General features: G+C 69.8%; 14 protein-coding genes. 7 read left to right on the top strand and 7 right to left on the bottom strand.

Annotated features, from left to right (window positions below; all coding sequences use genetic code 11):
• From VB737_RS11245 to petP, 3 genes are all read right to left on the bottom strand, one after another.
• Window positions 1–2,097 (bottom strand): transglycosylase domain-containing protein (locus tag VB737_RS11245; RefSeq protein ID WP_500313014.1); only part of this gene is annotated, 2,097 nt, incomplete at its 3' end.
• A complete protein-coding gene (gene chlG / locus VB737_RS11250) occupies window positions 2,094–3,110 on the bottom strand; it encodes a chlorophyll synthase ChlG (RefSeq protein WP_500313016.1) in 1,017 nt (338 codons plus the stop codon). The genes chlG and VB737_RS11245, both read right to left, overlap by 4 nt.
• A 13-nt stretch (window positions 3,111–3,123) precedes the next feature.
• On the bottom strand, window positions 3,124–3,336 hold the full coding sequence (petP, locus tag VB737_RS11255; RefSeq protein WP_094586115.1) for a cytochrome b6f subunit PetP: 213 nt from the start codon (window positions 3,334–3,336) through the stop codon (window positions 3,124–3,126).
• Window positions 3,337–3,379: 43 nt separating this feature from the next.
• Here petP and hisF point away from each other — a divergent pair, with 43 nt between their 5' ends.
• The 6 genes from hisF (at window position 3,380) to mrdA (ending at window position 9,393) form a co-directional block, all read left to right on the top strand.
• On the top strand, window positions 3,380–4,177 hold the full coding sequence (gene hisF, locus VB737_RS11260) for an imidazole glycerol phosphate synthase subunit HisF (protein ID WP_500313033.1): 798 nt from the start codon (window positions 3,380–3,382) through the stop codon (window positions 4,175–4,177).
• A gap of 80 nt (window positions 4,178–4,257) precedes the next feature.
• Window positions 4,258–4,581: a hypothetical protein gene (locus tag VB737_RS11265; protein WP_500313018.1), complete on the top strand. Its 324-nt coding sequence runs from the start codon at window positions 4,258–4,260 to the stop codon at window positions 4,579–4,581.
• 31 nt (window positions 4,582–4,612) lie between these two features.
• Window positions 4,613–6,442, top strand: a complete 1,830-nt coding sequence (gene guaA / locus VB737_RS11270) for a glutamine-hydrolyzing GMP synthase (RefSeq protein ID WP_500313020.1) — start codon at window positions 4,613–4,615, stop codon at window positions 6,440–6,442.
• Window positions 6,443–6,507: 65 nt separating this feature from the next.
• The gene (locus VB737_RS11275) at window positions 6,508–7,149 is read left to right on the top strand and encodes a DUF8672 family protein (RefSeq protein ID WP_500313022.1); all 642 of its coding nucleotides are present in this window, start codon (window positions 6,508–6,510) and stop codon (window positions 7,147–7,149) included.
• 52 nt (window positions 7,150–7,201) lie between these two features.
• A complete protein-coding gene (locus VB737_RS11280; RefSeq protein ID WP_500313024.1) occupies window positions 7,202–7,612 on the top strand; it encodes a hypothetical protein in 411 nt (136 codons plus the stop codon).
• A complete protein-coding gene (gene mrdA / locus VB737_RS11285; RefSeq protein WP_500313025.1) occupies window positions 7,612–9,393 on the top strand; it encodes a penicillin-binding protein 2 in 1,782 nt (593 codons plus the stop codon). Before VB737_RS11280 ends, mrdA begins: the two co-directional genes overlap by 1 nt.
• Window positions 9,394–9,399: 6 nt before the next feature.
• On the opposite strand, the gene VB737_RS11290 is transcribed toward mrdA, so the two are convergent.
• The 4 genes from VB737_RS11290 to VB737_RS11305 form a co-directional block, all read right to left on the bottom strand.
• A complete protein-coding gene (locus VB737_RS11290; protein ID WP_500313026.1) occupies window positions 9,400–10,536 on the bottom strand; it encodes a glycosyltransferase family 4 protein in 1,137 nt (378 codons plus the stop codon).
• A gap of 9 nt (window positions 10,537–10,545) precedes the next feature.
• Window positions 10,546–11,742, bottom strand: coding sequence for an NAD-dependent epimerase/dehydratase family protein (locus tag VB737_RS11295; RefSeq protein WP_500313028.1), 1,197 nt, complete (start codon window positions 11,740–11,742; stop codon window positions 10,546–10,548).
• A gap of 68 nt (window positions 11,743–11,810) precedes the next feature.
• The gene (gene psb34, locus VB737_RS11300; protein ID WP_094587070.1) at window positions 11,811–11,975 is read right to left on the bottom strand and encodes a photosystem II assembly protein Psb34; all 165 of its coding nucleotides are present in this window, start codon (window positions 11,973–11,975) and stop codon (window positions 11,811–11,813) included.
• A 57-nt stretch (window positions 11,976–12,032) separates the two neighbouring features.
• On the bottom strand, window positions 12,033–12,854 hold the full coding sequence (locus VB737_RS11305; protein ID WP_500313030.1) for a thiazole synthase: 822 nt from the start codon (window positions 12,852–12,854) through the stop codon (window positions 12,033–12,035).
• 66 nt (window positions 12,855–12,920) lie between these two features.
• On the opposite strand from VB737_RS11305, the gene VB737_RS11310 reads away from it, so the two are divergent.
• Window positions 12,921–13,383: hypothetical protein (locus VB737_RS11310; protein ID WP_500313032.1), on the top strand; the 463-nt coding region annotated here is incomplete at its 3' end.

Here is a 13,383-nt window from a genome sequence, read left to right on the forward strand (position 1 = left end):
GGAGCGGGGGGCGGCGACGGGATTGTTAGGTGGCGCCGACTGGGTCGGCTCGCTCTGGGACGGCGGCTGCTCGGTGGGCGCCTCCCGCTCGGGGGGATCGGTGCGGGCGGGCTCCTGCACCGGCGGCTGCCAGCGCGGGGTCTCGCGGCTGCCGCTGTCCTGGGGCCGGGCGTCGCGCTCGGTGGTCTTCTTGCCTGGCACCGGCTTGAAGCTGCCGGTGAGCTTCGGCTTGGGCGGGAACTTCTGCACCGGCATCCCCTTGGTGACCGGTTCCATGAAGGTCCGCCAGGCGTAGGTGGCCAGCACGCTGGTGGTGCCCGTCCCGCGGTTGTTGTCGTACCCCAGCCAGACGCCGGTGGTCAGCTGGGGGATCGAGCCGATGAACCAGAGGTCGCGCGCCCCTTCGGAGGTGCCCGTCTTGCCCGCCACCGGCCGGTCGGCCAGGGCGGCGCCGCCGCCGGTGCCGCCCCGTACCACCTGCTGCAGCATCCAGACCATCGCATCGGCGATGTCGCTGCTCACCGCCCGGGTGCCGCGGGGGCCGTTGGCCCGTCGCGACCAGAGCAGCTGCCCCTCCGGCCCGTAGATCTCCTCGAAGGGCAGCGGCTGGATGTACACGCCGCGGTTCACCAGCGCCGCGTAGGCCGCCGTCATGTCCAGCACCGTCTGGTCGTTGGAGCCGATCGCCATCGACAGGTAGCGGCCCAGTTCCCGGTGCAGGCCGAGGCTCTTGGCGGTGGCGATCACCGGGTCGTAGCCGAGCTTCTGGAGCAGCCCCACCGCCACGATGTTGAGGGAGTTCTGCAGGGCCGTGGACAGGCTCACCCGGCCCATATAGCGGTTGCCGAAATTCCTCGGGCAGTACTTGCCGAAGCAGCGGGCCGAGTCCACCACCGTGTCCTCCGGCTTCATGCCCTGCTTCAGGGCCGTGAGATACACGATCAGCTTGAAGGTGGAGCCCGGGGAACGCAGGGCCTGGGAGGCCCGGTTGAACTGGGTCTTCTCCCAGTCCTTGCCGCCCACCATCGCCCGCACCAACCCCGTGCCGGGCTCCATGGCCACCAGGGCCCCCTCCATGCTGCCGGTGGCGTAGGAGTCGATCGTTTTCTGCGCCTCCGCCTGCCAGGCCGCGTTCAGGCCGCTGCGGATCGTCAGCCCGCCCACCTCCAGCTGCTCCTTGCTGAGCACCTTGGGCAGTTCCTGCTCCAGCCAGCTGGTGTACCAGGGCGCCGGGTTGTAGAAGAACTTCGGCTCCGCCGGCTTCAGCGCCAGGGGGGCGGCCTCGGCCCGCTGCAGCTGCGCATCGTCGATGAATCCCGCCTCCCGCATGCGCTGCAGCACGATCGAGCGCCGGCGCAGCGCCACCTCCGGATTCACCAGCGGCGAATACACCGAAGGGGCCGGCGGCAGGCCGGCGATCAGGGCGGCCTCCGGCAGGGTGAGCTGGTCGGGGCGTTTGGAGAAGTAGATCCAGGCGGCATCGGAAACGCCGTAGGCGCTGGAGCCGAGGTATACGTAATTGAGGTACTGCTCGAGGATCTGCGCCTTGCTCAACTGGCGCTCGATCTTTCCGGCCAGGGCGGCTTCCTTGAGCTTCCGAATGATCGTGCGGTCCTGGCTCAGGAACACGGTGCGGGCCAGCTGCTGGGTGATCGTGCTGGCGCCCTCCTCCACGGCCCCCTGCTGGAGGTTGCGCAGCAGGGCGCGGCTGATGCCGAACAGATCGATGCCGTCGTGCTGGTAGAAGCGCCGGTCCTCGGCGGCCACGAAGGCGCGCTGGATCAGCAGCGGCATCTTGCCGGCGGGCAGTTTCTCCCGGGTGGCCGGCCCCTTCTTGAGCACCACCTGGCCGTCGGAGGAGAGGATCGTGATCGTCCCCGGCCGGTTGAAGCTGGTGATGCGGCCCACATCGGGCAGCATGCCGTCGAGGTTGCGCACCAGCGTGGTCTGCCCCAGGGCCACCAGTCCGCCGGCGGCGGCCGCCGCCAGGGCAGGGACGAGCAGGCGCCAGCCGGAGGGGCGCGACGGACGGCTGGGCGGTGGCTCACCGGGTTGCCGCGGTCCGGTGGTGGCCGTGGACAGGCCCACCCTGGTCATGGCAGCGGTGCCGTCAGCGCAGCGATACGGGTCAGATCACTGTGGCCGATCGCCAGGGCGGTGACAAGCATCCCCAGCACGAGGAAGGGCTGGGCGCTGGCCTGGTACTTCACATCGAAGGCGACGGGATCGCGCAGCAGCCAGATGTCCTGGAAGGTGATCTGGGGAATGATCAGCAGCACCAGCAGCACGGCGGCGAAGTGCTGGCCGATGGCGATCAGCACCGCCACCATCGCCAGCTGGAAGATGTCGATCATCCCGGCGCTGATCCAGCTGGCCCGCTGGATGCCGAACACCACGGGCAACGATTGCAGACCCAGGGCCCGGTCCCCCTCGACGCTCTTGAAGTCGTTGACGACGGCGATGCCCAGCCCCGCCAGGCTGTAGGCCAGGGTGAGCAGGGCCGTGCCCCAGGTGAGCTGGCCGAACAGGGCCTGGCCGGCCCACCAGGGCAGGGCGATGTAGCTGGCGCCCAGTGCGTAGTTGCCCAGCCAGCCGTTCTGCTTGAGCTTCAGCGGTGGCGCCGAATAGATGTAGCTGACGAACGAGCCCCCCAGGGCCAGCAGCAGCAGCACCGGCTTGCTGTGGCCCGCCCAGACATCCAGTCCCCAGGCCACCGCCAGCCCCGCCAGCAGCAGCACCACGATCTGGAGTCGCACCTGACCGAGGGGAATGGCCCCTGAAGGAATCGGCCGGTAAGGCTCGTTGATCGCGTCGATCTCGCGGTCGTAGTAGTCGTTGATCGTCTGGGTGTAGCCGGCCAGCAGCGGCCCGCTCATCAGCATGCAGGCCACCGACGCCCCCACTTCCGGCAGGGTCCAGTGGAAGTTGCCGGAGGCCGCCGCCCCGCAGATCACCCCCCAGATCAGGGGGATCCAGGTGACGGGCTTCATCAGCTGCAGCCGGATCTTCCAGATGTTGGAGGTGCCGGCGGCGCCCTTCATCCCGAGCAGCTGCCGGGCGCCACCGGAGACGCCTGGGGAGCCGGCGCTGGGTTCGGGGCTCTGGCTCATGGGTTGGGCCGTCTCAGGCAGGGGTGATCTCGTCGTCGAAGAACCAGGTGGTGGTGCCGCCGCTGAGCTCCACCACCACACCGATGCCGGTGCCGTCGGTGACACGGAAATCCTTCACCGTGCCGGTGGCATCGGCCTTGAGGGCGGCCACCAGACCGGCCGGGATCCGATCGCGCACGCGGGTGACCCGCACCTTCGAACCGATGGTGATGCCAGCCTGGGCCATGTCCGGCGCGATTAGAAAGTCGCGCAACCCTAACAGCGAACCCGTGGTAGCCAAGCGGATCATCCCCTGTCTCGACGTGGCCGACGGCCGGGTGGTGAAGGGGGTCAATTTCGTCGGGCTGCGCGACGCCGGTGACCCGGTGGAACTGGCCTGCCGCTACAGCGCCTCCGGGGCCGACGAACTGGTCTTCCTCGACATCGCCGCCAGCCACCAGGGCCGCGCCACCCTCATCGACATGGTGCGCCGCACCGCCGAGGCGGTGACGATCCCCTTCACGGTGGGCGGCGGCATCGTCAGCGTCGAGGGCATCACCGAGCTGCTGCGGGCCGGCGCCGACAAGGTGAGCCTCAACTCCTCGGCGGTCCGCACCCCCGAGCTGGTGACGGCCGGCGCCGATCGCTTCGGCTGCCAGTGCATCGTGGTGGCCATCGACGCCCGCCGCCGGCCGACCGCCGGCGGGGAGCCCCCGGCCTGGGACGTGTTCGTCAAGGGGGGGCGGGAGAACACCGGCCTCGATGCGGTGGCCTGGGCCCGGCGGGTGGTGGCGCTCGGGGCCGGGGAGATCCTGCTCACCTCCATGGACGGCGACGGCACCCAGGCGGGATACGATCTCGCCCTGACCCGGGCGGTGGTCGAGGCCGTGGAGGTGCCGGTGATCGCCTCTGGAGGTGCCGGTTGCATCGACCACATCGCCGCCGCCCTCGAGGTCGCCGGAGCTTCCGCCGCCCTGCTGGCCTCCCTGCTCCATGACGGGGTGCTCACCGTGGAGGAGATCAAGACCGACCTGCTGCAGCGGGGTCTGCCGCTGCGGCCCCTGCTGACGGCCCTGGCGGCGGGCTGAACCGCCCGGGGCAGCGACGATCGCACCGCCTCGTTCACTTCCCGTAACATTGAGAAACGTCCGTGGTCCTTGGTGCATCGGTGAACGCCTTCCTGCTGCTGCCGACGCCCCTGTTCACCGTGATCGCCCTGGTGGTCGTGGTGGTGGTGATCGCGCTGGTGGCCTGGGCGCTCCAGCTGATGCAGGCCGCCACCGACCGCCGCGAGTTCTCCCTGATGCTCGCCGGCTGCATGGTCTGTTCGGCGGCGGTGGGCCTGGCCACCGTGATGGTGCTCACCTTCACCAGCCCGGTGCGGCTCGAGGCCCGCGGTCTGGTGGTACCCGACAATGAGCCTTCCGGCGTCAGCCTGGATGCGATCGTGCTGCCCTGGGACGACTCCCTGACCCTGCAGGGCGAGGGCTGAGGCCCGATCCAGCCCCCCGTTCCGCCCCGATTTGGCCCCCGTTGATCCCCGGCAGATCAGCGATCTGTTCGACACCATCGCCCCGCGCTATGACCAGCTGAACGACCTGCTCAGCCTGGGGCTGCACCGTCTCTGGAAGCGTCAGGCCCTGCTCTGGTTGCGCCCTTGCACCGGCCAGCGCCTGCTCGACCTCTGCTGCGGCACGGGCGACCTGGCCCTGGTCCTGGCCGCCAACGAGCCGATGTCCCAAACGACGCAGACCGCACCACCGGGTTCGGAACGGGACCACGCCAGCGGTTCCCGCCGTCCCCCGGCCATCGTCATCCTGGATTTCGGCTCCCAGTACTCCGAGCTGATCGCCCGCCGGGTGCGGGAGACGGAGGTCTTCTCCCTGGTGATGGGCTACACCACCAGCGCCGCGGAACTGAAGGCCCTCAATCCGAAGGGGATCATCCTCAGCGGCGGCCCCAGCTCCGTCTACGAGGAGGGGGCCCCCTCCTGCGACCCCGGCCTCTGGGACCTGGGCATCCCGGTGCTGGGGGTCTGCTACGGCATGCAGCTGATGGTGCAGCAGCTGGGCGGATCGGTGGTGGCCGCCGGCCGGGCCGAGTACGGCAAGGCGCCCCTGCACGTCGACGACCCGGTCGATCTGCTCACCAACGTCGAGGAGGGCTCGACGATGTGGATGAGCCACGGCGATTCGGTGGAGTCGCTGCCGGAGGGCTTCGTGCGGCTGGCCCACACCGACAACACCCCCGAGGCGGCCGTGGCCGACCATGCCCGCCGCCTGTACGGGGTGCAGTTCCATCCCGAGGTGGTGCATTCCACCTGCGGCATGGTGATGATCCGCAACTTCGTCTATCACATCTGCGGCTGCATCCCCGACTGGACCACGGCCGCGTTCATCGATGAGGCCATCGGCGAGGTGCGCGCCCAGGTGGGCGAGAAGCGGGTGCTGCTGGCCCTTTCCGGCGGGGTCGATTCCTCCACCCTGGCCTTCCTGCTGCACCAGGCGATCGGCGATCGCCTCACCTGCATGTTCATCGACCAGGGCTTCATGCGTAAAGGCGAGCCGGAGTTCCTGATGGATTTCTTCGATCGCCAGTTCCACATCAACGTGAAATACATCAATGCCCGTGAACGCTTCATCTCCAAGCTCGCCGGCATCACCGATCCAGAGGAGAAGCGCAAGATCATCGGCACCGAGTTCATCCGGGTGTTCGAGGAGGAGAGCCGCCGGCTCGGCCCCTTCGATTACCTCGCCCAGGGCACGCTCTATCCGGATGTGATCGAGAGCGCCGGCACCAACGTGGACCCCAAGACCGGCGAGCGGGTGGCCGTGAAGATCAAGAGCCACCACAACGTGGGCGGCCTGCCGAAGGATCTTCAGTTCAAGCTGGTGGAGCCGCTGCGGCGCCTGTTCAAGGACGAGGTGCGCAAGGTGGGCCGCAGCCTGGGCCTGCCCCAGGAGATCGTGGGGCGCCACCCCTTCCCCGGCCCCGGCCTGGCGATCCGCATCCTGGGCGAGGTCACCGACGACAAGCTCGACATCCTGCGGGACGCGGACCTGATCGTGCGGGAGGAGGTGCGCGATGCCGGCCTCTATGACGAGATCTGGCAGGCCTTCGCCGTGCTGCTGCCCGTGCGCAGCGTCGGTGTGATGGGCGACAAGCGCACCTACGCCTACCCGATCGTGCTGCGCTGCGTGTCGTCAGAGGACGGCATGACCGCCGACTGGTCGCGGCTGCCCTACGACCTGCTGGAGCTGATCTCCAACCGCATCGTCAACGAGGTGCGCGGCGTCAACCGGGTGGTGCTCGACATCACCAGCAAGCCCCCCGGCACGATCGAGTGGGAGTAGGCGGGACCGCCGGGCTGGCCCCGGCGGGCCGGCTTCGATAATCTCGGCACCCGGCCGTTCGCTCCGTGCCTCCCGTCTCCCCCGCCGTCGCTGGCAGCCCTGCCGGGGCTGAGCACGACCCCCAGCTGCACCGCCGCCTGCAGCAGGACAGCATCCTGCTGGCCGGCAAGACCGTCTTTCTCAACCCCTTCCTGTACTGGCGTCGTTTCGATGCCAACACCGACCGCTGGCTGCGGGAACCCGGCCAGCTGCCGGAGGAGCAGATCCGCAGCAACCGTCTGCGCTTCTACCCCGAGGTCGACTGGGAGGCCCTCGATCCGGCCGACCTGGCGATCAAGGAAGGGGCGGTGGAGATGTTCCTCAAGAGCCTGGAGCTGATCAGCACCTTCAACCCTGACCTCAGCGCCGGCCACCTGCTGGAGGTGGAGCGCAAGATGGCCGTCACCAAGAAGAAGGCCTTCGAGCGCTGGGTGGCCCGCGCCCTCGACCGCCGCGGCAAGGAGAGCCTCAGGGAGCGGCGCCGCTTCGACCGTGACCGCTGGCTGCGGGGCTGGCTGGAGTGGCTCTCCCTCGAAGGCACCCGCCAGGCCCTGCTCCCCTTCAGCGTCCTGCTGGTGCTGGCCGTTGGTGGCGGCTGGTGGCTGGGCAGCACCCGCTTCTGCGGCCAGGTGATCGTGGATCCCGGGGTGCAGCGACCCGCACCCTGACCCGGGCCGTTCCGCACGTCAGACTGGAAAGCCCGGTCCGGGTTCCGACGTCATGGCTGCCGATCCCCTCGATTCCCTGCGCCTGGCCCTGATGCAGGACGTGCTGCCGGTGGGACTGGCGGTGGTGGAGCGGGTCCGCAAAGGGGGGCCGGCCGAGGTGCTGGCCGCCTTCGACGGCACCAGTGCCGATCCCCTCGGCCAGCTGCGCCAGGAGGGGGAACCCGCGGCCAGCCAGGTGAGGGAGAACCTTGATCGCTTCCAGCCAGGCCTGGGCAACCCCGTGATGAAGGTGGAGGTGCGCGACGTCGGCGCTGAAGAGGGCTCCGCTGGCCCGGCCTCCGGGGCCACCCCACCCCCCTGGGACGCCACCCCGCCCCCCAGCCCGGCGGATCCGGCCGAGCTGCTGGCGGCCTTGGAGCGCATCGAGACGCGTCTGGCCCTGCTCCAGAGCCGACTGGGCTGATGGTGCGCGCTGCCGGCGGCGGGCTCGGGTCCTCTTCCACCCGCCACACAGGGACCGGCCACCAGGCCGCCCTGCTGCTCACGTTCATGCTGCTGGTGCTGGCGGCGATCCTCGGGCGCCTCGCCTGGCTCCAGCTGGTGCATGGGGCCGAGAACCGGGCCATGGCCGACGAGAACCGGATCCGCCTGCTGCCGCGCAATCCGGTGCGGGGGCGCCTGCTGGATCGCAAGGGCCGGGTGCTGGCCACCAACCGGCTCACCTACAACCTCTATCTCCAGCCCCTCCAGGTCGACGAACGCCGCTGGCCCGGCCTGCGCGACCGGCTCGCCGGCCTGCTGGGGATCCCCGCCGACCGGCTCGAGGCCAAGCGCCGCAGCGGCGCCAATGCCCAGGGTTTCCGGATTCCCCTGGCCCTTTCGCTGACCCCGGTGCAGGTGCTGCGCTTCCGGGAGCAGGCCGGATCCCTGCAGGGAGCGGAGGTGTCCGAGGACGTGCTGCGCGCCTATCCCGACGGCAGCCTGGGGGCCCACGTGATGGGCTACACGAGCAGCATCACCGAGGAGGAGTACGCCGCCCTCAAGGACCACGGCTACCGCATCAGCGATCGCATCGGCCGCAGCGGGCTGGAGAAGGTCTATGAAACCCACTTGCGCGGCGAGTGGGGCGGCCAGCAGCTAGAGGTGAATGCCGAGGGCCAGGTGCAGCGGGTGCTGGGGGACAAGCCCGCCAAGGCCGGCAAGGATCTGCGCCTCACCCTTGACCTGGACCTGCAGCGGGCGGCGGAGAAGGCCCTCGACGGGGTGCGCAAGGGGGCGATCGTGGCGATGGATCCCCGCACCGGCGCCGTGCGGGCGATGGCCAGCCGGCCCAACTTCGATCCCAACATCTTCTCCGACGGCCCCACCACCGCCCAGTGGAACAGCCTCAACCGGCCCGAGGCGCCGATGCTGAACCGGGCCTTCCAGGGCTTCCCGCCGGCCAGCACCTTCAAGGTGATCACCACGATCGCCGGCATCGAGTCCGGCAAGCTCAACGAGAACTCCACCGTGCCGACGGTGGGCTCCTTCTGCTACTACGGCCAGTGCTACGCCGACCACGGCTCCTTCGGCAGCATCGGCTTCCCCTTCGCCCTCGGGGTGAGCAGCAACAGCTTCTTCTACAAGGTGGGGCTGATGGTCGGCCCCGATGAGATGTTCAAGGCCGCCCGGCGCCTGGGTTTCGGCAGCCGTACCGGCAGCGAGTTGTCCGCCGAGGAATCCCCGGGGCTGCTGGGGGACCCGGCCTGGAAGAAGGAGGCGCTGGGTGAACCCTGGACCCCGGTCGACACGATCACCTCCTCGATCGGCCAGGGGGCGGTGACCGTGACGCCGATCCAGATGGCCCGGCTTTACGCCGCCGTGGCCAACGGCGGCTGGCTGGTGACGCCCCACCTGGTGGAGCGCGACTACCCGCGGAAATGGATCGGCCTGAAGCCCGCCACCCTGCGGGTGCTGCATGCCGGCCTGCGCCAGGCGGTCACCAGCGGCACCGCCACGATCCTCAACGACCCCAACCTGCCGCCCGTGGCCGGCAAGACCGGCACCGCCGAGGATCCTCCCCGCCCCGACCACGCCTGGTTCGGCGGCTACGCCCCGGCCACCGGCACCCCCACCCTGGTGATCGTCGCCTTCGGGGAGAACTCCGGCGGTTACGGCGGCACCGTGGCCGCGCCGATGGTGAAGGCCCTGATGACCGTCTGGTTCCGGGGCGTCAAGCCGCCGGTGGCGGTCCGTCCGGGCTGAGGGCCCTCAGGCGGCCTGGGGCAGGCGGCCCTGCTGGAGCACCTGGCGGTAGTAGGCCTGCAGCTGGGCGGTGGCACCGGCCCAGCCCCAGCGCTCGGCCTCCTCGCGGGCGGCCAGGCGCAGCTGACGGCGGGCCGCCGGATCCCCCAGCAGCCGCTGCACGGCCGTGGTCAGGCTGGCGGGCTGGTCGGGGTCGTAGAGGCAGCCGTTGACGCCGTCGCTGACGATGTCGGGGATACCGCCCCGGTTGGCCCCCACCACCGGACAGCCGGCGGCCATCGCCTCCAGCAGCACCAGGCCGAGGGTTTCGGTGCTGGAGGGGAACAGGAAGGCGTCACCGCTGGCATAGGCCGAGGCCAGCTCCTGGCCGGCCAGGTAGCCCACGAAGGTGGTGGCGGTGCCGTCGAAATGGCGCTCGAGCTGCTGGCGGTGGGGACCGTCCCCCACCAGGGCGAGCCGGGCCTGGGGCATGGCTTCGAGCACGGGCCGGATCCGCTCGATCTGCTTCTCCGCCGAGAGCCGGCCGATGTAGAGCAGCAGGTGGCCGGTGTCGTCATGGCCGCCGTGGAGCCGCTCGCGCATGGCGCCGGAGGCCAGTTTGGGGCGGAACAGGTCGGTGTCGACGCCGCGCTGCCAGAGGGCCGTGTGCTGGATGCCCCTGGCCGCCAGCTCCTCGACCATGGCGGTGGAGGTGCAGAGGTTGAGCTGGGCCTGGTTGTGGGCGGCCTTGAGCAGTTCCCACAGCAGGGGCTCCAGCATCCCCATGCCGTAGTGCTCCAGGTACTTGGGCAGATGGGTGTGGTAGCTGGCCACCAGTGGCAGACCGCGGCTGCGGGCCAGCCAGATGCCCCCCAGGCCCAGCACAGCGGGATTCACCACGTGAACCAGATCGGGGCCGAAGCGGTCGAGGGCTTCCGAGACCGCCGGCCGCGGCAGGGCCAGCTTCAGCTCGGGATAGAGCGGCAGCGGCATGGCCGGTACCCCCACCACCCGGGCGCCCATGTAGCCATCGGGAGCGCCTTCGGGGCAGAAGATCAGCACCTCGTCGCCGGCGGCCACCAGCTGCTGCACCGTCTTGGTGAGCCGCGTGACGATGCCATCAACCTTCGGCAGGAAGGTTTCGGTGAAAAAGGCGATCTTCACGGGGGGAGATCAGGCGAAGGCCTTGATCGCTTCGGCCTGGCGCTGGGTCCAGGCGGAGAGGCAGGGAATCTTGGAGCGGTCGCAACGGTCGGCCCAGCGGCGGGCCACGTCCACCACCTCGGCCAGAAGGCCATCATCGAGGGTGGTGGGCTTGAGGCCCAGCTCGATGAAGCAGCGGTTGTCGACGATCAGATCGTTCTCGATCGCCTCCTTGCGGGGGTTGGGGAGATAGTTGATCTGAGAGTCGGTGAGGGCCGCCACCTTGCGGGCCAGTTCACCCACCTGGTGGCTCTCGGTCATCTGGTTGAAGATCTTCACCTTCTCGCCGGGTTCGGGGGGGTGCTCCAGGGCCAGCTGGACACAGCGCACCGAATCGCGGATGTGGATGAAGGCCCGGGTCTGGCCGCCGGTGCCGTGGACCGTGAGCGGGTAGCCGATCGCCGCCTGCATCAGGAAGCGGTTGAGCACGGTGCCGTAATCGCCGTCGTAGTCGAAGCGGTTGGTGAGCCGCGGATCCCGCTGGGTGAGCTCGGTGTTGGTGCCCCAGACGATGCCCTGGTGCAGGTCGGTGACCCGGATCGCGTCGTTCTTGTTGTAGTAGAAGAACAGCAGTTGATCCAGCGTCTTGGTCATGTGATAGACGCTGCCGGGATCCGTGGGGTGCAGGATCTTCTCGGTGAAGCAGGTGCCGTCCGGCTGGGGCACTTCCACCGTCAGGTAGCCCTCCGGGATCGTGGCGCCCCGGTGGGACCCGTAGCCATAGACGCCCATGGTGCCCAGGTGCACGATGTGGACGTCGAGGCCGCTGTCGACGATGGCCGCCAGCAGGTTGTGGGTGCCGTTGACGTTGTTGTCGACGGTGTAGCGCTTGGTGGCGCTGCTCTTCATCGAGTAGGGGGCGGCCCGTTGCTCGGCGAAGTGGACGATCGCCGCCGGACGCTCGCTGCTCAGCAGCTCCAGCAGCCGGTCGTACTCCCGGGCGATGTCGAGGTGCACGAAGGACATGGCCCGGCCGCCCACCTGTTCCCAGGCCCGCAGCCGGTCCTGGATCGTGGCGATGGGCGTCAGGGACTCGACGCCCAGGTCGATGTCGATCTTGCGTCGACTCAGGTTGTCGACGATGACGACGTCGTGTCCGGCTTCCGCCAGGTTCACGGCACAGGGCCAACCACAGAAGCCGTCGCCGCCGAGAACGAGAACCTTCACCCCAGACTCCTGAACGAGCAGTTGCTCAGACGGGCAAGCTACTACAGGCCTCAGAGGCCCCCACCGGTTCAGCTGATGCCGGCCGCCACCGCCACCATCACGGCCACCAGCACCAGGCCGCCGATCAGCAGCATCCGGTTGGCGCCGCTGGTCTCCCCCTCCTCCTGGAGCACCATGCGGGGCTCCTTGGCGAAGGCGTTGAGCTTGCCGCCGTCTTCTTCGGTGACCTGCATGGCTGGGGATCGGTTTGCGGCAAACCCTATGGAGCGGGCCGGCGATCGGCCCGATCGTCAATGGTTCGTCACACGGCCTTCCAGCGGTGAACTGGCCCGTGCTTCGGCCCGCTGCGGCAGCCGGCCCGCCAGCAGGGCCGTGCGACCGGCTTCGGTGGCCAGGGCCATCGCCCGTGCCATCGCCGGCGGATCGCCCGCCAGGGCGATGGCGCTGTTGATCAGCAGGGCGTCCGCGCCCATCTCCATGGCCTGGGCGGCCTCACTGGGCACCCCGAGACCCGCATCCACCACCACCGGCACGCCGGCGTTCTCGATGATCAGGGCGATGTTGGCGGCGTTGCGGATGCCCTGGCCCGAGCCGATCGGCGATCCCAGCGGCATCACCGTGGCGCAGCCGGCCTCCTCCAGCCGTTTGGCCAGCAGGGGATCGGCGTTGATGTAGGGCAGCACGGCGAAGCCTTCCTTGACCAGCTGCTCGGCGGCCTCCAGGGTGCCGAAGGGATCCGGGAGCAGATGACGGGAGTCGGGGATCACCTCCAGCTTCACGAAATTGTTGTCCTCCTGGCCCGCCAACCGTGCCAGCTCCCGGCCCAGCCGGGCCACCCGCACCGCCTCCTCGGCGGTGGCGCAGCCGGCCGTGTTGGGCAGCATCCAGATCCGGCTCCAGTCGATCGCCTCCATCAGGCCGCCATGGCCCGGGGCGCCGCTCTGGACGCGCCGCACCGCCACGGTGACGATCTCGCAGCCGCTGGCCTCCAGGCTGGCCTGCATGGCCTCCAGGCTCGGGTACTTGCCGGTGCCGGTCATCAGGCGGCTGCGGAAGCGGCGGCCGGCGATCACCAGATCGTCGCGGGAGGTCACAGGGGCGATGGCGGTCACGGTCGGGAGCCTGCGGCGGACGGGCGCATCCCGATTAGTCTGCCTTCTGCCCCCGAGACCCACGCCATGCCGGTGCCTCTGGCCGCCGTGCCCCTGCTGCTCGCCGCCAGCCCGGTTCTTGCCGCAAGCCCGCTGCTTGCCGCCAGCCCCCTGCCGGCCGATGGGTTCGTGCCCTTCACCCGCCCCGAGATCCAGGCCCTCGACCAGGACGGGGGCACCAACGGCGAAGTGGAGACCTTCGATCCGATCGCCCGGGCCCGGCTGATCGCCGAGCAGATGCCCCGCCGCTGGAGCGGCCGCTACCAGTCCTTCAGCGGCGGCCCCGCCGTGCCCGTCCAGCTGCGGATCGACGGGGCCACCCCGATCGGCCAGATGGTCGACCTGCGCGGTGCGATGGCCATCGGCGGGGTCGAATCCCCGGTGCAGGGCAACCTCAACGCCAAGTCCGACCAGCTGGACCTGCTGGTGCTGGGGGACCCGCTCGGTGGCGCCCTGGAGCCCGGTGGCGCCTTTCAGAGCGTGCAGGGCC

It is taken from the genome of Synechococcus sp. BA-120 BA3, assembly GCF_034931285.1.
Classification (GTDB): Bacteria; Cyanobacteriota; Cyanobacteriia; order PCC-6307; family Cyanobiaceae; genus Cyanobium.

Coding starts and splice junctions, on each gene's coding strand:
- mrdA (WP_500313025.1), top strand. CDS start 7,612: ATGGTGCGCGCTGCCGGCGGCGGGCTCGGGTCCTCTTCCACCCGCCAC.
- petP (WP_094586115.1), bottom strand. CDS start 3,336: ATGGCCCAGGCTGGCATCACCATCGGTTCGAAGGTGCGGGTCACCCGC.
- VB737_RS11280 (WP_500313024.1), top strand. CDS start 7,202: ATGGCTGCCGATCCCCTCGATTCCCTGCGCCTGGCCCTGATGCAGGAC.
- chlG (WP_500313016.1), bottom strand. CDS start 3,110: ATGAGCCAGAGCCCCGAACCCAGCGCCGGCTCCCCAGGCGTCTCCGGT.
- psb34 (WP_094587070.1), bottom strand. CDS start 11,975: ATGCAGGTCACCGAAGAAGACGGCGGCAAGCTCAACGCCTTCGCCAAG.